The organism is Rathayibacter sp. AY1A7, from assembly GCF_002930845.1.
Classification (GTDB): domain Bacteria; phylum Actinomycetota; class Actinomycetes; order Actinomycetales; family Microbacteriaceae; genus Rathayibacter.
Genome location: NZ_PSTL01000001.1, coordinates 393,574 through 410,957 on the forward strand (window position 1 = coordinate 393,574; position 17,384 = coordinate 410,957).

Sequence of the window (17,384 nt, forward strand, 5' to 3'; positions counted from 1 at the left end):
GCGCACCACTGCGCCGGGAGAGCACCTCATGCTGAACAACCAGAAGCCGTCGCCCATGCCGATCGGCAAGTACCGTCCCTTCCACGAGCTGATCGCCGTGGACCTGCCCGACCGCACCTGGCCGTCGAAGCGCATCACGACCGCGCCCCGCTGGTGCGCCGTGGACCTCCGCGACGGCAACCAGGCGCTCATCGACCCGATGAGCCCCGAGCGCAAGCGCATCATGTTCGATCTGCTGGTCCGGATGGGCTACAAGGAGATCGAGGTCGGGTTCCCGAGCGCGAGCCAGACCGACTTCGACTTCGTGCGCAGCCTCATCGAGGAGGGCGCGATCCCCGAGGACGTCACCATCCAGGTGCTGACCCAGGCCCGCGACCACCTGATCGAGCGCACCTACGAGTCGATCCGCGGCGCGCGCCAGGCGATCGTGCACCTCTACAACTCCACGAGCGTGCTGCAGCGCGAGGTCGTGTTCCGCAAGGACCGTCAGGGCATCATCGACATCGCGCTGGCCGGCGCCCGCAAGTGCCGCGAGATGGAGTCGACCGTCCCCGGCACGGCCGTCTACTACGAGTACTCGCCCGAGAGCTACACCGGCACCGAGCTCGACTTCGCCCGCGAGATCTGCGACCGGGTCGTCGAGGTCTTCGAGCCGACTCCCGAGCGCAAGGTCATCCTGAACCTGCCCGCCACCGTCGAGATGGCCACCCCGAACGTCTACGCCGACTCGATCGAGTGGATGAGCCGCAACCTCGCGCAGCGCGAGAACATCGTGCTGTCGCTGCACCCCCACAACGACCGCGGCACGGCCGTGGCGGCGGCCGAGCTGGGCTACCTGGCCGGTGCCGACCGGATCGAGGGCTGCCTCTTCGGCAACGGCGAGCGCACCGGCAACGTCGATCTGGTCGCGTTGGGCGTGAACCTGTTCACCCAGGGGATCGACCCGCAGATCGACTTCAGCGACATGGACGGCATCAAGCGCACCGCCGAGTACTGCAACCAGCTGCCCGTGCCCGAGCGCAGCCCCTGGGCGGGCGACCTGGTCTTCACCGCCTTCAGCGGCTCGCACCAGGACGCCATCAAGAAGGGCTTCGAGGCGATGCAGGCCGAGGCCGAGCGGACCGGCCGCAGCGTCGACGAGCTCACCTGGGCCGTGCCCTACCTGCCGGTGGACCCGAAGGACCTGGGCCGCTCCTACGAGGCGGTCATCCGCGTCAACTCGCAGTCCGGCAAGGGCGGAGTCGCGTACCTGCTGAAGACGGACCACGCGCTCGACCTGCCGCGCCGACTGCAGATCGAGTTCTCGGGCGTCGTGCAGGCCAAGACCGACGCCGAGGGCGGCGAGGTCACGAGCGAGCAGATCTGGACGGTGTTCCAGGACGAGTACCTGCCGGCGCCCGCCGAGCGCGCCGACGAGAAGTGGGGCCGCTTCGAGCTGCTGCGCACGAACACGTCGAGCGATCTGGGCGGCAGCATCGCGCTGGACGCGGTCCTCCGGGTGGGCGACGAGCGCGTCTCGGCCAGCTCGCGGGGCAACGGCCCGATCAACGCCTTCGAGGCCGTGCTGGAGCAGCAGGGCGTCGAGGTCCGGGTCCTCGACTACGTCGAGCACGCGCTCAGCGCCGGCGGCGACGCGCTGGCCGCCTCGTACGTCGAGTGCACGGTGAACGGCCGCACCCTGTGGGGCGTGGGCGTGGACGCCGACATCTCGACCGCCTCCCTCAAGGCCATCGTCTCGGCCGTCAACCGCGCCCTGCGCGAGGAGGTCCCGGTCCGCGAGCTGGCCGGCGCCTCCGCCTGATCGGGCCCGATCCCCGCCGTGGGAGCCGTGATGCGTCGCGGCTCCCCCGGCGTTCCCGTGCGCGGACCGCGCGGGACTCCGCTCCCTGCGTCCGGGTCGGCCGCCGCTAGGTCCGGCGGCGCCAGCGCAGGCGCGGCACCCCGCTGAGCGCGCGCTGCTCGGGCAGGCTCCAGCCGTAGCGGACCGCGAGCAGGCGGATGACCGTGGTCACGCCCACCGCGAGCGGCGCGGCGAAGTCGATCGTCACTCCGAAGCGCAGCGCGAGGACCAGGACGCCGGTGCCCACCGAGGCGGCGACCGCGTAGAGCGAGCCGACGTGCATCAGCGCGATCGGCCGGTTCAGCAGGATGTCGCGGACGACGGATCCGCCGACGGCCGAGACGGTGCCGACGAACACGGCCGGCACCTCCGGCACGCCGAGCGACAGGGCTTTCGTGGTGCCGATCGCGCCGAAGAGCCCGAGGGTCAGCGCGTCGAGGGCGGTGATCGTCCCGTCGACCCGGTTCAGCAGGTGCTGGAGCAGCATCCCGAGCAGGGAGGCGGTCACCGCGACGATCAGGTACGCGTCGGTGTGCAGGGCCACCAGGGGCGTCTGGAGCAGCAGATCGCGGAGCACGCCGCCGCCGAGGCCGGTGGCCGTGCCGATGATCGTGACGCCGAGCAGGTCGATCCGGCGGTCGCGGAACTCGCCCGCGAACATCGCGCCCTGGAGGCAGCCGATGGCGATCGCGAGCAGGTCGGCCCAGGCCGGGATCTCGAAGAGGGAGGCTGCCACCCGGACATCGTTCCACGGCGCGGGCCCTGCTCCGGCCGGGCTGCCAGCCGGGTGTCGGGGGTCGGGGGGATAATCGGAGGATGCCCACCTATCGCGACGAAGCCGTGGTGCTCCGCACGCACAAGCTGGGCGAGGCCGACCGCATCGTGACGCTGCTCTCGCGCAGCCACGGCAAGATCCGCGCGGTGGCGAAGGGCGTGCGCAAGACCGGCTCCAAGTTCGGCTCGCGGCTCGAGCCGTTCATGGTCGCCGACCTCCAGCTCTACGAGGGCCGGAGCCTCGACATCGTCACGCAGGCCGAGTCGCTCGGCGCCTACGGTGCGCTGATCGCCGCCGATTACGACAGCTACACGGCGGCGAGCGCGATGGTCGAGACGGCGGACCGCCTCACCGACGCGGACGCCTCCCTGCAGCAGTACCTGCTGCTCGTCGGGGCCCTGCGCTCGCTCTCGAAGCACGAGCACGAGCCGGTGCTGACGCTCGACTCCTACCTCCTGCGGGCGCTCTCGATCGCGGGCTGGGCGCCCAGCTTCGAGGACTGCGCGCGCTGCGGCGCTCCCGGGCCCCACGGCGCGGTCGTGGTGCAGCTCGGAGGCGTCGTCTGCGCCGACTGCACGCCGCCCGGCGCACCGCGGGTCGCTCCGGAGGTCGTGGTCCTGCTGGGCGCACTGCTCACGGGAGACTGGGCCCATGCCGAGACCACCGAGCCGACCACGCGGTCGCGGGCGAGCGGAGTGGTCGCCGCCTACACGCAGTTCCATCTCGAACGCGGTCTGAGATCCCTGGAGCACGTCACCCGATGAAGCCCTTCACCCACAAGGACGCCGAGCCGTACCGCCCTCTCGACTGGACCGGGATCCACCCGCCCGCGATCCCGCGGAAGGCCGTTCCGGGGCACGTCGCCATCGTGATGGACGGGAACGGCCGCTGGGCGAACTCCCGCGGCCTGACGAGGATCGAGGGGCACAAGCGCGGCGAGACGGCGCTGCTGGACGTCGTGGCCGGAGCGATCCAGATCGGCGTGAAGCACCTCAGCGTCTACGCGTTCTCGACCGAGAACTGGAAGCGCTCGCCCGAGGAGGTGCGCTTCCTGATGGGCTTCAACCGCGATGTGCTGCACCGCCGCCGCGATCAGCTCAACGAGTGGGGCGTGCGCATCCGCTGGGCCGGCCGGAAGCCGCGCCTGTGGGCGTCGGTGATCAACGAGCTGCAGTTCGCCGAGCGGATGACCGCGGACAACGACGTGCTCACCCTCACCATGTGCGTCAACTACGGCGGGCGCACCGAGATCGCCGACGCGGTGCAGCGGCTCGCCGCCGAGGTCCAGGCGGGGCGGCTCAAGCCCTCCGGCATCTCCGAGAAGACGATCGCCCGGGCGCTCTACGTGCCCGAGATGCCGGACGTCGACCTCTTCGTGCGCTCCTCCGGCGAGCAGCGCACCAGCAACTTCCTGCTCTGGCAGAGCGCCTACGCCGAGATGGTGTTCCTCGACCGGCTCTGGCCGGACTTCACGCGGACCGACCTCTGGGACGCGATCGAGCACTACTCCGGCCGCTCCCGCCGCTTCGGCGGCGCGGTCGACGTGCCGGGGGCCTCCTCGTGATCCGGGCCGGGATCGTCGGCTTCGGGCTCGCCGGCAGCGTCTTCCACGGTCCGTTCCTCGCGGCCGACCCGGCGTTCGAGGTCGTCGCCGTCTCCACCCGCGACGCCGGTCGGAGGGCCGCGGCCGCCGCCGCGCATCCGGACGCCCGGATCGTGCCCGACCTCGACGCGGTGCTCGCCGAGCGGCCGGAGCTGGTCGTGCTTGCCTCGCCGCCGTCGGTGCACCGGGAGCAGGCCGTCCGGGTGCTCGAGGCCGGCGTCGCCGTCGTGATCGACAAGCCCTTCGCACCGAGCGCGGCCGACGCGGACGCGATCATCGCCGCCTCCGAGCGGAGCGGTGCGCCCGTCTTCGTCTTCCAGAACCGGCGCTGGGACGCCGATCTGCTCACGCTCCGCCGCCTCCTGGGCGAAGGGGTCCTCGGCGAGGTCCTCCGCTTCGAGTCGACCTTCGAGCGCTGGAGCGCGCCGAAGACGGGTCGGTGGCAGAGCGAGACGGGTCCGGCCGAGGGCGGCGGGATCCTCTTCGATCTCGGCAGCCACCTGGTCGACCAAGCGCTGCTGCTGTTCGGCCCGGCGGTCGTCACGGCGGCCGAGACCCGGACCGTCCACGAGGGCTCGGCGAGCGAGGACGACGCGTTCGTCTCGCTCCTGCATCACAGCGGCGTCCGCTCCCACCTCACCATGAGCCGCGTCGCCCGGGCGACCGGCCCCCGCTTCCGCGTGCTCGGCACCCGCGCCGCCTTCAGCGTCGACGGTCTCGATCCGCAGGAGACCGCGCTCCGCACCGGCGGCGCCCGACCGGACGACGACGGCTTCGGCGAGGTCGCGCCGGAGGGATGGGGCGTCCTCGTCGACGACTCCGGCGCACACCCCGTGCCGAGTGAGCGGGGACGATACGCCGCGTTCCTCGAGCAGGTCGCGCGGTCGCTCCTGGACGGCGTTCCCTCGCCGGTGGACGTCCGCGAGGCCCGCGAGGTCGTCGCCGTGCTCGAGCAGGCGCACGCCCTCGCCGCCCGCTGACCGGGCCCGCCGCCGACGCGCCCGGTCGCTCCCCGGTCTTGGCGATCCGGCTCCGGAGCGTCATCCTCGAGAGGTGAGCACCGCACTGCCGAACTCCGCCGACCTGCGCGTGCGCTTCGCCGGTGCCCGCGGCTACCACAACGCCTGCACCGTCGGCCTGCCGCCGCGGGAGACCGTCGAGGCGCTGCGGGCGGACCTCGACGGCTGGTCGTCCGGGGAGAGCACGGCCGCCGCCTACGGCGCTGTCGCCGAGCGCGCGCGTGCCTCGTTCGGCGCGATCTCCGGCGTTCCGGTCGACCGGGTCGCCATCGGCTCGCAGACCTCCGCCATGGCCGCCGTGCTCGCCGCCTCGCTGCCCGACGGGGCCCGCGTGCTCTGCGTGGACGGCGACTTCTCCTCCATCGTGTTCCCCTTCCTCGCCCAGGCGCACCGCGGAGTGACCGTGCGCTCCGTCGCGCTCGAGGCGCTGGCCGACTCCGTCGACGACGGGGACGACCTCGTCGTCTTCTCCGCCGTGCAGTCCAGCAGCGGAGCGCTCGCCGATCTCGACGCCGTCCTCGAGGCGGCCGCGCGCCACGGAGTGCGGACCGCGTGCGACCTCACGCAGGCGGCCGGCGTCCTGCCGGTCGACGCCTCCCGCTTCGACGCGACCCTCACCCACGCCTACAAGTGGCTGTGCTCGCCGCGCGGAGTGGCGTTCCTCACCGTCTCGCCCGACTACGCGGCCGAGCTCGTCCCCGTGCAGGCGGGCTGGTACTCGGGGGAGGACGTGTGGTCGTCCTGCTACGGACCGGCCATGCACCTGGCCGAGAACGCCCGCCGCTTCGACGTCTCGCCGGCCTGGCAGGCGTTCGCCGGCGCCGAGGCGTCGCTCGCTCTGTTCCGCTCGCTCGACCTCGACGCGGTCTGGGCGCACGCCTCCGGCCTCGGCGACCTGCTGTGCGAGCGGCTGGACCGGGAGCCTCAGCACCGGGCGCTGGTGTCCTGGCCGGACGAGGGGGGAGCGGACCTGGAGCTGCTGCAGGCCGCGGGTCTGCGCGTCTCGGGCCGCGGCGGCCGGCTCCGCATCGCCTTCCACCTCTGGAACGACGAGTCCGACGTGGACGAGCTCGTCCGCGTGCTGCGGGAATAGCGGGGCGCCCCCTCCGTTGTCCTGGGGGTGAGTGCTGAGCCGAGCCCCCTGTCCGTCGACGTCTGGTCCGACATCGCCTGCCCCTGGTGCTACATCGGGAAGCGCCGGTTCGAGCGCGGGCTCGAGGCCTTCCGCGCCGCGCACCCCGAGGCTCCGGAGGTCGTCGTGGAGTACCGCAGCTTCGAGCTCTCGCCGGACACGCCGGAGGACTACCGCGGGGGAGAGGCGGCGTTCCTCGCCGAGCACAAGGGCATCCCGGAGGCGCAGGCGCAGCAGATGCTCGACTCCGTCACGGCGATCGCGGCGAGCGTCGGCCTCGACTACCACTTCGAGTCGGTGCGCCACGTCAAGACGGTCACCGCCCACCAGGCGCTCCACCACGCCAAGGAGAACGGACTGCAGCTCGAGCTCGTCGAGCGTCTCCTGAGCGCGTACTTCGTCGAGGGCCGCGACCTGGCCGATCCGGAGGTGCTCGCCTCGCTCGCCGGCGAGGTCGGGCTCGACCCGGCGGAGACGCGCCGCGCTCTCGAGGACCGGCGCTACCTCGGGCGGGTGCAGTCCGACATCGCCCAGGCCCGCGAGTACGGGATCTCGGGGGTGCCGTTCTTCGTCCTCGACGGGCGCTTCGGCGTCTCCGGCGCCCAGGAGCCGGCGGCGTTCACCGAGGTCCTCGAGCACGTGCTGGAGCAGCGGGCGGCCGTCGCGTGAGCGGGCCGTTCGAGATGCTGGGCGACTCCGGCGTGCCGCTGTGCGAGGACGGCGTCTGCGCCGTGCCGCCGGCCACGGAAGCGGAACCGCAGGCCGAGGTGCCGCCGATCAGCGCGGAGGCTCCTCCACGGTGATGTCGGCCACGGTCGCGCCGTAGGCGGCCACGAGGGCGTCCGCGTCGACGAAGGCGCTGCGCCCGTCGGCGCCGGCTCCCATCGCCACGCGGCGGCCGAGGATCCGCTCGTCGGCGTAGACCGGCCAGTCCGTCGTGGAGCCGATCGGGGTGATGGTGCCGCGCCGGTAGCCGGTCGCCTCGAGGGCGGCCGTCTCGTCCGGGAGGCGGAGCTTGTTCACTCCGACCACCGCGCGCAGCTTCGGCCACGCGATCTGCCGCCCGCCGGGGACGAGGGCGAACAGGTAGCCGCCGTCGTGGCGCTTCACCACGAGCGACTTCACGATGTCGCCGGGCTCGATGCCGAGCAGCGCGGCCGCCTCGTGCAGGCTGCCGGCAGCGGGCCTCCCCACGATCTCGACCGCCAGGCCGCGGGCGGACGCGTCCGCCTCCAGCCGCTGCGAACCGTCCTCCACAGGTGTGCTCCCGTTCATCTCTCCACCTCTCTGCTCGTCACTCCGCCTTCCCCAACACAGGATCTGGGAGAATCGATACCGATGTCCTCCACTCTCACGGCCGCCCCGCCCGCGCGCACCGCGCCGGCGCTCCGGATCGGCCCCCTCGAACTCGACGCGCCGGTGGTGCTCGCCCCCATGGCGGGCATCACCAACACGGCGTTCCGCCGCCTCTGCCGCGAGTTCGGCAACGGCCTCTACGTGAGCGAGATGATCACCTCCCGCGCGCTCGTCGAGCGCACGCCGGAGTCGATGCGCCTCATCCGCCACCACCCCAGCGAGTCGGTGCGCTCGATCCAGCTCTACGGAGTGGACCCGGTCACGGTCGCCGAGGCGGTCACCATGCTCGTCGCCGAGGACCGGGCCGACCACATCGACCTCAACTTCGGCTGCCCCGTGCCCAAGGTCACCCGGAAGGGCGGGGGAGCGGCCCTGCCGTGGAAGCTCCCGCTGTTCCGGCAGATCGTCGAGGGCGCTGTGAAGGCCGCCGGCGACGTCCCGCTCACCGTCAAGATGCGCAAGGGCATCGACCCGGACCACCTCACCTACCTCGAGGCCGCCCGTGCCGCCGAGGGCGCCGGGGTCGCGTCGATCGCGCTGCACGCGCGCACCGCCTCCGAGTTCTACAGCGGGCACGCCGACTGGTCGGCGATCGCCACGCTCAAGGAGACGGTCACGAGCGTGCCCGTGCTGGGCAACGGCGACATCTGGTCGGCCGAGGACGCGCTGCGGATGATGGCCGAGACGGGCTGCGACGGAGTCGTCGTCGGTCGCGGCTGCCTCGGGCGCCCCTGGCTCTTCGGCGACCTCGCCGCCGCGTTCGCCGGCTCCGACGAGCGGTTCCGCCCTTCGCTCGGACAGGTCGCCGAGGCGTTCCGCCGCCACGCGGAGCTGCTCGTCGACTTCTTCGAGAGCGAGGAGCGCGGCTGCCGCGACATCCGCAAGCACGTCGCCTGGTACTTCAAGGGCTACGCCGTCGGCGGCGACCTCCGCGCTCGCCTGGCCACCGTCGAGTCGCTCGCGCAGCTCGACGAGCTCCTGGCGACGCTCGACTGGACGCAGCCCTATCCAGGCGAGGCGGCCGAGGGGCAGCGGGGCCGCGCCGGCTCGCCCAAGGTCCCCTCTCTCCCGGACCGCTGGCTCGAGTCCCGCGAGCTCGACGCCGGGCAGCGCGACGCGGTCTCGGCCGCCGAGATCCACAACAGCGGTGGATGACCGCGCGCTCTGGGGGTACTCGCTCGTCGACACCGAGCGATTCCTGCCGGAGGACCACTCGACCCGCCGCTCCGACTTCGCCCGCGACCGCGCCCGGCTCTTCCACTCCAGCGCGCTCCGCCGCCTGGCCGCGAAGACCCAGGTGCTCAGCCCCACGGCGGGCGTCGACTTCGCGCGCAACCGCCTGACCCACTCGCTCGAGGTGGCGCAGATCGGCCGGGAGCTCGCCACGAGCCTCGACCTCGACCCCGACGTCGTCGACACGGCCTGCCTCGCGCACGACATCGGGCATCCGCCGTTCGGGCACAACGGCGAGCGCGCGCTCAACACCTGGGCCGAGGGGATCGGCGGCTTCGAGGGCAACGCGCAGACCTTCCGGCTGCTCACGCGGCTCGAGCCGAAGGTGTTCGGCGACGACGCCCGCCCCTACGGGCTGAACCTCACCCGCGCCAGCATCGACGCGAGCTGCAAGTACCCCTGGCCCGACACGCGCTCGGTCGCGGACCCGTCGGGGCGCGCCAAGTTCGGGTTCTACGCCGACGACGCTCCCGCGTTCGCCTGGATGCGCGAGGGCGCCCCCGAGGGGGTGCGCTGCATCGAGGCCGAGGTGATGGACCTCTCGGACGACATCGCGTACTCCGTGCACGACTTCGAGGACGCGGTGGTCTCCGGCTACATCGACGTCGAAGCACTCGGCTCCCGCGCCGACCACGAGGACCTCGTGCAGTCGATGCACTCCTGGGTCGGCGGGGAGGTCGGACACGACGAGCTCGTCGCCGCCTTCGACCGTCTCGACTCGCTCGACGTGTGGGTCTCCTCCTGGGACGGCTCCCGCCGCGACCAGGCCCGGCTCAAGAACCTCACCAGCCAGCTCATCGGCCGCTTCGCCGCCGCCGCCACCGAGGCCACCCGCGAGGCGTACCAGCACCCCGACCTCGTCCGCTTCGGCGGCCACGTCGTCGTCCCCCGCGAGCAGCAGGCCGAGATCGCCGTGCTCAAGGGGATCGTCGCGACGTTCGTGATGTCGCGGAACACCCGCCAGCCCATCTACACCCAGCAGCGCGAAGTCCTCACCCGCCTCGCCGACACCCTCCTCGACCGCGGCCCGGGAACCCTCGAGCCCGGCTTCGCCGAGGACTGGCACGCCGCCCCCGACGACGACGCCCGCCGCCGCGTCGTCGTCGACCAGGTCGCCAACCTCACCGACCAGAGCGCCCTCGCCTGGTTCGAGAGGCTGTGCTGATGCGCTGAGCCGGGCGGCGCCCGGCTCAGCTGTGCCGCCGGTCCCTGCTGGCGTCACCGCGGTCGGCTTGTCGAGGTGGTGCGTTCCAGGGAGCGGGGTGCGTCCGCCTAGGGCGATCCGCTGGGACGCGGATCGGCCGTTCGGCGGTGCCGGTGGCACGCCGGTCTCTGCCCGGCTCGGCGCGGTCGGCGGTGCTCGATTCCACGCCGGTCCCTGCCCGGCGTGGCGCGGTCGGCTTGGCGACGTGGTGCGATTCGTGGAGCGGGGTGCGTCCGCCTGGGGCGATCCGCTGGCACGCGGATCGGCCGTTCAGCGGTGCCGGTGCACGCCGGTCACCGCCAGGCGTCACCGCGGTCGGCTTGTCGGGGTGGTGGGTTCCAGGGAGCCGGGTGCGTCGTCTGAGGCGATGTGCTGGTGTGCGGGTCGGACGGTCGGCTCGGAGGGCGGGGAGGGCACCGCACCGCGAGGCGCGGAGGGGCGCGGGGCGGCGGGTACGGTGAGGGCGTGGGAGCGGAGCGGACACGGCAGCGGATCCTCGAGGCGGCGACGGAGGAGTTCGCGGCGCACGGGCTGGCGGGAGCGCCGGTCGACCGCATCGCGGCACGGTCGGGGATGAGCAAGCCGATGCTGTACTCGCACCGGCCGACGGCGCGCGAGGCCGTCGCCGCCGTCGTCCGAGTCAGTGCGGAGGGGTACTCCGCGCCCGGCACTCCTGCCGGCTGCTTCGTGCTGAGCGAGCCGCGGCTCGAGGCCCGTCGCCGCGAGATGGAGGCGCTCGTCGCCGCACGAGTCGAGCGCGGGATCGAGGAGGGCGACGTGCCGCCGGAGACGGACGCCGGATCCGTCGCCGCCTTCGTCGTCGCCGTGCTCAGCGGGATGTCGACGCAGGCCCGCGACGGAGCACCGGCGGACCGCATCGCGGTCATCGGCGAGCTCGCACTCGGCGCGCTGCCGGCGGCCACGGGCGTGCGAGCCGCAGGGCGCACGCCGGGAGCTCCCGGATGAGGCCGCGTCGGCCCCGGCTCGGCCTCCTCGCCCTGGTCGTCGCGGGGCTGCTGCTGATCCAGCCCGCCGCGGCCTCGGCGGCACCGCTGCTCCCTCCCGCGAACGGCGTCCTCGACTACCAGCTGGGAGGCGCCTACGCTCCGGCGTCGAGCGTCACCATCGTCGACCGCGACCGCACGGACGCGCCCGCCGCCGGCCGCTACAGCATCTGCTACGTGAACGCCTTCCAGACCCAGCCCGGCGAGAGCGCCGCCTTCGCGAAGCGGCACCCCGAGCTCCTGGTGAGGCGAGCGGACGGGAAGCCCCTCGCCGATCCGGGCTGGCCGGACGAGTACCTCTTCGACGTCTCGACCTCCGCGAAGCGGACCGCTCTGCTCGCGATCGTCGGCGCCTGGATCGACGGCTGCGCCGAGGACGGCTTCGACGCCGTCGAGGCCGACAATCTGGACAGCTACACCCGCTCGGGCGGGAGGCTGACGAAGTCGCAGGCGCTGGCGTTCGCCACCCTCCTGACGGCGCGCGCTCACCGCTCCGGCCTGGCGATCGGCCAGAAGAACGGAGCCGACCTCGCCGCTGCCGGGAAGAGGACGGTCGGCTTCGACTTCGCCGTCGTCGAGGAGTGCCAGGTCTACGACGAGTGCGCGGCGTACACGGACGTCTACGGGCGCCAGGTCTACGAGATCGAGTACACCGACAACGGCCGGTCCGCCTACTCCGAGGCCTGCGCCGCGCAGGGCCGGAGCATCTCGGTCACCCTCCGCGACCGCGACGTCGTCCCCCGTGGCGCACCGGGCTACGTGAACCGGCACTGCTGACGCCGGGCGGACGCTACCGCAGGGCTCCCAGCACGACGGCCGCGGCTCGGGCGACCAGCGCGTCGTCGTAGTCCGCCTCGGGGTCGTTGCGCGACGAGAGGATCGACAGCACGACCGCGTCCCGCCCGGGAGGCGTCACCACGGCGACGTCGTTGCGGATCCCGCCGGCGCCCCCGGACTTGTCCGCGACGCTCCAGCCGGCCGGAGCGCCCGCCCGGACGAGAGTGTCGCCGGTCGCGTTGCCGCTCATCCAGTCGAGCAGGAGTGCCCGGTCCTCCGCGGACAGCACGTCACCTGTGGCGACCGCGACGAGGTCCGCCGTGAATGCGGCCGGGGTGGTGGTGTCGTCGATGCTGCCGGGCTCGATCGTGTTCAGAGCGGGCTCCTCGTTCACCACCTCGGTGGTGGTGTCGCCGAGAGCCTCCAGTCCTCGGTCGAGGGCGGAGGGTCCGCCGAGGCGCCGGAGGACGAGATTCAGCGCTGTGCTGTCGCTCCGGCGGACGGCCGCCTCGGCGAGCTGCGACAGCGGCAGGCCGGTGGCGGTGCTCTCCTCCGTGACGGGGGAGTAGCCCGCCGCCTCGACGTCGGCCACGGTCCAGGTGACCACCTCGTCCCGCTCGGCGGCGGGGACGGTGCGCAGGAACTCCGCCGCGGCGAGGGCTTTGAGGCTCGAGGCGAAGCCGAAGCGCTCGTCGGCCCGGTGATCGACCCGGCGACCCGAGCCGGTGTCGACGGCGCTGACGCCGATCCGGGCGTCGAACTCGTTCTCGAGCACGGCCAGCTCGGCGGAGACGTCGATCGGAGGAGGGGTGGCGGAGGACGCCGACGACGGCACGGAGGCGGACGACGGCGGCGCGACCGGGGCGTCCGCGGTGGTGGTGCACCCGGCGAGGGCCAGGAGGAGGGCGGAAACCGCGAGTGCGCGGAGGGTCCGCGACGACCCTCTCGAACGGTTCACAGCGCGGAGTAGACGACGAAGAAGGCGACGGCGGCCGCCGCGGTGACGCCGAGCGCCGCGAGCGAGACGAGTGCCCGCGGCCTCCTCCGCACGACGGCCAGGACGAGGAAGCCCGCGCCCAGGACGATCTGGAGCCACCAGTACACCGGACTCGTGGTGTCGGCGACCGCGCCCAGCGCCCAGACGCCCTCGCCGATCAGCACGCCCGAGAGCGGCGCGACAGCCAGGACGCGCCACGTCCTCGAGCCGTGGAGAGTGAGCGCGGCGGCGGCGCCCAGGATCGGCCCGGCGGGGACGGCGAGCAGCCAGAAGACGCCCGTGAAGGGAGGCGAGTAGCCGAAGCCGCGCGCCGCGGTCACCAGGTCGTAGCCCTCGAGAAGCGCCCAGAAGCTCAGCAGGCCGAGCGCGGCCCCCGCTGCCGGTCGGGCGCCGCCGAGGCGCACGAGCGCGAACACGAGCATGGACCAGCCCCCGGAGGAGTTGGCGAACGAGCTCACCGACGGCGGGAGGGAGCCCTGCAGCAGGCTGGTGAGCCCGCCCAGGACGAGACCGCCGAGCAGGGCGACGAGCAGAGCACGCAGGAGAGGCGGGCCGGAGGCGGCAGGGGGCATGGGTCGATTCTCGGAGACGGCGGGCGGGTGCGGATCAGGGATGACCCTGATCTCGGGGTGCGGGTGGATCACAGGTCTCGGGGTGATCCGCGCCGCCCTGGTGCAGTTCGCCCCACCCCGGCTCGGCGGCTCCGGCGGCCGATACGATGGACCCCATGCCTCGGATCCGACAGTCAGATGTCGAGGAGGTCAAGGCGCGGGTGAACATCGGCGACGTGATCGGCGAGTACGTCACGCTGAAGTCGGCCGGCATCGGCTCGCTGAAGGGCCTCTGCCCCTTCCACGACGAGCGCAGCCCCAGCTTCCACGTCCGCCCGCAGGCCGGCTTCTACCACTGCTTCGGCTGCCAGGAGTCGGGCGACGTCTACAGCTTCGTCATGAAGATGGACCACAGCTCGTTCAGCGAGACCGTCGAGCGCCTCGCCGGGCGGATCGGCTTCCCGTTGCAGTACGAGGACGGCGACGGCCGCGCGCCCGAGACCGGCGGGCGAGCGCGCCTCCTCGCCGCGAACGACGCCGCGGAGGAGTACTTCCGCGAGCAGCTCGCGACCCCGGGCGCCGACATCGGTCGGCGCTTCCTCGGCGAGCGGGGCTTCGACCGCGCCGCCGCCGACCGCTTCGGCGTCGGCTTCGCACCCGACGGCTGGGACGGGCTCACGACCGCGCTCAAGCGCCGCGGCTTCTCGGAGGAGGAGCTGACCACGGCCGGCCTGGTCAGCAGCAACAACCGCGGCGGCGTCTACGACCGCTTCCGCGGCCGCCTCGTCTGGCCGATCCGCGACGTGACCGGCCAGACCGTCGGCTTCGGCGCCCGCCGCCTCCTCGAGGAGGACAAGGGCCCCAAGTACCTCAACACCCCCGAGACGCCCGTATACCACAAGTCCCAGGTGCTCTACGGGCTCGACCTCGCCAAGCGGGACATCTCCCGCGGGCACCGGGTGGTCGTCGTCGAGGGCTACACGGACGTCATGGCCTGCCACCTCGCCGGCGTCACCACCGCGGTCGCCACCTGCGGCACCTCCTTCGGCGTCGACCACATCAAGGTGCTGCGCCGGGTGCTGGGCGACGACAGCGGCGTCGGCGAGGTCGTCTTCACCTTCGACCCCGACGCGGCGGGCCAGAAGGCCGCGATGCGCGCGTTCCAGGAGGAGCACCGCTTCGCCGCGCAGACCTTCGTCGCCGTCGCGCCCGAGGGCCTGGACCCCTGCGACCTCCGCCTGAACCGCGGAGACGACGCCGTCCGCCGCCTCATCGACGACAAGAAGCCGATGTTCGAGTTCGTGATCCGGCAGCTGCTGGACCGCTACGACCTCGAGACGGTCGAGGGCCGGATCGCGGCCCTGCGCGCGGCCGCCCCGGTCGTCGCCGAGATCCGCGACCCGGCGCTGCGGCCCGGCTACTCCCGCGAGCTCGCCCGGATGCTCGGCCTGGACATGGCCGAGGTCAACTCCGCCGTTCGCTCCGCCGGATCCCGGCCCCGCTCCTCCGGACCCGAGGGCCGCGACCAGCAGGGCGGGCGGGGCGGCGGCGAATCGTCCGCGGCCGAGGCGCCCCTCGGCGCGCGCATCGCCGACCTCCCCGTCGACGTCGTCACGCGCATCGAGCGCGAGGCGCTGATGGCGATGCTCCAGCTTCCGCAGGCGATGGGTCCGGAGCTCCTGGCCAGGGCGGCGCACGCGGCGGTCACCAACGAGACCCTCCGCGTGGTCCGCGACGCCGTGGTCGCGAACCTCGAGCGGGCGGAGGACCGCGACTGGGTCGAGCACGTCGCCGACGACGTCCCCGGCCCCTTCGCCTCGCTGGTGCGCCAGCTCGCGGTGGCGCCGATCCCGGCCGCCGACGAGGAGGGGCTCGCCCGCTACTCCCGGGACGTGGCGATCTCGCTCATCGAGCGCGATCTGCTCCGCGAGATCGCCGAGCTGCGCGGGGCGCTCCAGCGCGCGTCCGCCGATCCGGTGATGGCGCGCGCGGTGCAGGTGCGCCTGGTCGAGCTCGAGCGCGAGAAGCGGGCGCTGCGCACGGAGTGAGCGTGTTGCGGTCGTGTGAAGAAATCGGCCGCACGCCCGTGCCGGTTCGGAGAGCGCTTCCAACTGTGTTACCTATGAGGAACAGCAATGCGGGCGTCCAGTGTCGTGACGCCACAGCCCACAGGAGATCTGTGCGCCGAGAGTCCGCGCGCCCGGAGCGCGCCCGCATCCCATCCTTGACAGGAAGAGGCAGACGGAGATGAATTCCGCATCCACTCGCGGCACCCGTGCACTTGCCGCCGCCGCAGGCTTCGCCGCGGTCGCGCTCGTGCTGACGGGCTGCGCCGCCGGCGGGAACGACTCGTCCGGCGGCAGCGCCGGAGGGGCCCTGACCATCGGCACCACCGACAAGATCACGACGCTCGACCCCGCGGGCTCCTACGACAACGGCTCGTTCGCCGTGATGAACCAGGTGTTCCCGTTCCTGATGAACACCCCCTACGGCAGCCCGGACGTCGAGCCCGACATCGCCGAGTCGGCGGAGTTCACCGCTCCCACGGAGTACACCGTGAAGCTGAAGGAGGGACTGAAGTGGGCCAACGGCCACGACCTCACCTCCTCCGACGTGAAGTTCTCCTTCGACCGCCAGGTCGGCATCGCGGCCGAGAACGGCCCGTCCTCGCTCCTGGCGAACCTCGACAGCGTCGCGGCTCCGGACGACACGACCGTGGTCTTCACGCTGAAGTCCGAGAACGACCAGACCTTCCCGCAGATCCTCTCGAGCCCCGCCGGCCCGATCGTGGACGAGGAGGTCTTCTCGGCCGACGAGCTGACCGCGGACGCCGACATCGTCTCGGGCGACGCCTTCGCCGGCCAGTACACGATCGCGAACTACGACGTGAACAACCTCATCCAGTACAAGGCCTACCCGGACTACCAGGGCGTTCTCGGCGAGGCGAAGACGGACACCGTCAACGTCAAGTACTACGCGGACTCGTCCAACCTCAAGCTGGACATCCAGGAGGGGAACATCGACGTCGCGTTCCGCAGCCTCTCGGCGACGGACATCGACGACCTCCGCGGCAACGACACGGTCAAGGTCGTGGACGGCCCCGGAGGCGAGATCCGCTACATCGTCTTCAACTTCGACACCCAGCCCTTCGGCGCGACGACCGGTGAGGCCGACAGCGCCAAGGCCCTCGCCGTGCGCCAGGCCGTCGCCGACCTGATCGACCGCGACGAGATCGCCGACCAGGTCTACAAGGGCACCTACAACCCCCTCTACTCCTACGTCCCCGCCGGCCTGACCGGCGCGGTCGAGCCGCTCAAGTCGCTCTACGGCGACGGCAACGGCGCGCCCGACGCCGACAAGGCGAAGGCGACCCTCGAGGCCGCCGGCGTCACCGCTCCGGTCACCCTGAACCTGCAGTACTCGAACGACCACTACGGTCCGTCCTCGGGCGACGAGTACGCGCTGATCAAGGACCAGCTGGAGTCGACCGGCCTCTTCACCGTGAACCTGCAGACCACGGAGTGGGTGCAGTACTCGAAGGACCGCTCGAGCGACGTCTACCCGGCGTACCAGCTCGGCTGGTTCCCCGACTACTCCGACGCCGACAACTACCTCTCGCCGTTCTTCATCAAGGAGAACTTCCTCGCGAACCACTTCGACGACGCCGAGGTGCAGAGCCTGATCGCGCAGCAGGTCTCGACCACCGACGCCGACGCGCGCACCGCGCTGATCGAGCAGATCCAGGAGAAGGTCGCGGCGCAGCTCTCGACCGTCCCCTACCTGCAGGGCTCGCAGGTCGCGGTCGTCGGCAGCACCGTGAGCGGAGCCGAGGACACCCTCGACGCCTCGTTCAAGTTCCGCTACGCGGCACTCAGCAAGGGCTGATCCACCCC

Annotated in this window: 16 protein-coding genes; 12 read left to right on the plus strand and 4 right to left on the minus strand. The window is 72.5% G+C overall.

Annotated features, from left to right (window positions below; genetic code table 11):
• Positions 1-28: 28 nt before the first annotated feature.
• On the plus strand, positions 29-1,801 hold the full coding sequence (gene leuA / locus C5B95_RS01720; protein WP_104238221.1) for a 2-isopropylmalate synthase: 1,773 nt from the start codon (positions 29-31) through the stop codon (positions 1,799-1,801).
• Positions 1,802-1,907: 106 nt separating this feature from the next.
• Here leuA and C5B95_RS01725 read toward each other — a convergent pair whose 3' ends face one another.
• Positions 1,908-2,576 (minus strand): trimeric intracellular cation channel family protein, encoded by a 669-nt coding sequence (locus C5B95_RS01725; RefSeq protein WP_104223430.1) that lies wholly within the window; start codon positions 2,574-2,576, stop codon positions 1,908-1,910.
• A gap of 80 nt (positions 2,577-2,656) precedes the next feature.
• Between C5B95_RS01725 and recO the strand changes: the two genes are divergently transcribed.
• From recO to C5B95_RS01750, 5 genes are all read left to right on the plus strand, one after another.
• Complete coding sequence (gene recO, locus C5B95_RS01730) at positions 2,657-3,379, plus strand: DNA repair protein RecO (protein ID WP_104223431.1); 723 nt, start codon at positions 2,657-2,659, stop codon at positions 3,377-3,379.
• Positions 3,376-4,179 carry an isoprenyl transferase gene (locus C5B95_RS01735; RefSeq protein WP_104238220.1) on the plus strand — a complete coding sequence of 268 codons (804 nt, stop codon included), beginning with the start codon at positions 3,376-3,378 and terminating at the stop codon, positions 4,177-4,179. The genes recO and C5B95_RS01735 overlap by 4 nt, the downstream gene beginning before the upstream one ends.
• Positions 4,176-5,198 carry a Gfo/Idh/MocA family oxidoreductase gene (locus C5B95_RS01740; RefSeq protein WP_104348334.1) on the plus strand — a complete coding sequence of 341 codons (1,023 nt, stop codon included), beginning with the start codon at positions 4,176-4,178 and terminating at the stop codon, positions 5,196-5,198. Before C5B95_RS01735 ends, C5B95_RS01740 begins: the two co-directional genes overlap by 4 nt.
• A gap of 73 nt (positions 5,199-5,271) precedes the next feature.
• Complete coding sequence (locus C5B95_RS01745; RefSeq protein ID WP_104348335.1) at positions 5,272-6,330, plus strand: aminotransferase class V-fold PLP-dependent enzyme; 1,059 nt, start codon at positions 5,272-5,274, stop codon at positions 6,328-6,330.
• 27 nt (positions 6,331-6,357) lie between these two features.
• Entirely contained in the window at positions 6,358-7,038 is a 681-nt protein-coding gene (locus C5B95_RS01750) for a DsbA family protein (protein WP_104238217.1), read from the plus strand.
• Between the two features lie 108 nt (positions 7,039-7,146).
• On the opposite strand, the gene C5B95_RS01755 is transcribed toward C5B95_RS01750, so the two are convergent.
• Positions 7,147-7,644, minus strand: a complete 498-nt coding sequence (locus C5B95_RS01755; protein ID WP_104348336.1) for an aminoacyl-tRNA deacylase — start codon at positions 7,642-7,644, stop codon at positions 7,147-7,149.
• A gap of 63 nt (positions 7,645-7,707) precedes the next feature.
• Here C5B95_RS01755 and dusB point away from each other — a divergent pair, with 63 nt between their 5' ends.
• The 4 genes from dusB to C5B95_RS01775 all read left to right on the plus strand — a co-directional run bounded on the left by dusB (position 7,708) and on the right by C5B95_RS01775 (position 11,943).
• A complete protein-coding gene (dusB, locus tag C5B95_RS01760; protein ID WP_104223437.1) occupies positions 7,708-8,880 on the plus strand; it encodes a tRNA dihydrouridine synthase DusB in 1,173 nt (390 codons plus the stop codon).
• Positions 8,873-10,123: a deoxyguanosinetriphosphate triphosphohydrolase gene (locus tag C5B95_RS01765; protein WP_104348337.1), complete on the plus strand. Its 1,251-nt coding sequence runs from the start codon at positions 8,873-8,875 to the stop codon at positions 10,121-10,123. Before dusB ends, C5B95_RS01765 begins: the two co-directional genes overlap by 8 nt.
• 504 nt (positions 10,124-10,627) lie before the next feature.
• Positions 10,628-11,128, plus strand: coding sequence for a TetR family transcriptional regulator (locus tag C5B95_RS17770; RefSeq protein ID WP_181067967.1), 501 nt, complete (start codon positions 10,628-10,630; stop codon positions 11,126-11,128).
• Positions 11,125-11,943, plus strand: coding sequence for an endo alpha-1,4 polygalactosaminidase (locus C5B95_RS01775; protein WP_104267559.1), 819 nt, complete (start codon positions 11,125-11,127; stop codon positions 11,941-11,943). The genes C5B95_RS17770 and C5B95_RS01775 overlap by 4 nt, the downstream gene beginning before the upstream one ends.
• Before the next feature lie 13 nt (positions 11,944-11,956).
• On the opposite strand, the gene bla is transcribed toward C5B95_RS01775, so the two are convergent.
• Positions 11,957-12,901 carry a class A beta-lactamase gene (gene bla / locus C5B95_RS01780; protein ID WP_104348339.1) on the minus strand — a complete coding sequence of 315 codons (945 nt, stop codon included), beginning with the start codon at positions 12,899-12,901 and terminating at the stop codon, positions 11,957-11,959.
• Entirely contained in the window at positions 12,898-13,512 is a 615-nt protein-coding gene (locus C5B95_RS01785; protein ID WP_181067968.1) for a DUF6518 family protein, read from the minus strand. The genes bla and C5B95_RS01785 overlap by 4 nt, the downstream gene beginning before the upstream one ends.
• 155 nt (positions 13,513-13,667) lie before the next feature.
• Between C5B95_RS01785 and dnaG the strand changes: the two genes are divergently transcribed.
• On the plus strand, positions 13,668-15,539 hold the full coding sequence (dnaG, locus tag C5B95_RS01790) for a DNA primase (RefSeq protein WP_104348340.1): 1,872 nt from the start codon (positions 13,668-13,670) through the stop codon (positions 15,537-15,539).
• A gap of 199 nt (positions 15,540-15,738) precedes the next feature.
• The gene (locus C5B95_RS01795) at positions 15,739-17,376 is read left to right on the plus strand and encodes an ABC transporter substrate-binding protein (protein WP_104348341.1); all 1,638 of its coding nucleotides are present in this window, start codon (positions 15,739-15,741) and stop codon (positions 17,374-17,376) included.
• The last annotated feature ends 8 nt before the right edge of the window (positions 17,377-17,384 follow it).

Coding starts and splice junctions, on each gene's coding strand:
- leuA (WP_104238221.1), top strand. CDS start 29: ATGCTGAACAACCAGAAGCCGTCGCCCATGCCGATCGGCAAGTACCGT.
- recO (WP_104223431.1), top strand. CDS start 2,657: ATGCCCACCTATCGCGACGAAGCCGTGGTGCTCCGCACGCACAAGCTG.
- C5B95_RS01735 (WP_104238220.1), top strand. CDS start 3,376: ATGAAGCCCTTCACCCACAAGGACGCCGAGCCGTACCGCCCTCTCGAC.
- C5B95_RS01755 (WP_104348336.1), bottom strand. CDS start 7,644: ATGAACGGGAGCACACCTGTGGAGGACGGTTCGCAGCGGCTGGAGGCG.
- dusB (WP_104223437.1), top strand. CDS start 7,708: ATGTCCTCCACTCTCACGGCCGCCCCGCCCGCGCGCACCGCGCCGGCG.
- C5B95_RS01775 (WP_104267559.1), top strand. CDS start 11,125: ATGAGGCCGCGTCGGCCCCGGCTCGGCCTCCTCGCCCTGGTCGTCGCG.
- C5B95_RS01785 (WP_181067968.1), bottom strand. CDS start 13,512: ATGCCCCCTGCCGCCTCCGGCCCGCCTCTCCTGCGTGCTCTGCTCGTC.
- dnaG (WP_104348340.1), top strand. CDS start 13,668: ATGCCTCGGATCCGACAGTCAGATGTCGAGGAGGTCAAGGCGCGGGTG.
- C5B95_RS01795 (WP_104348341.1), top strand. CDS start 15,739: ATGAATTCCGCATCCACTCGCGGCACCCGTGCACTTGCCGCCGCCGCA.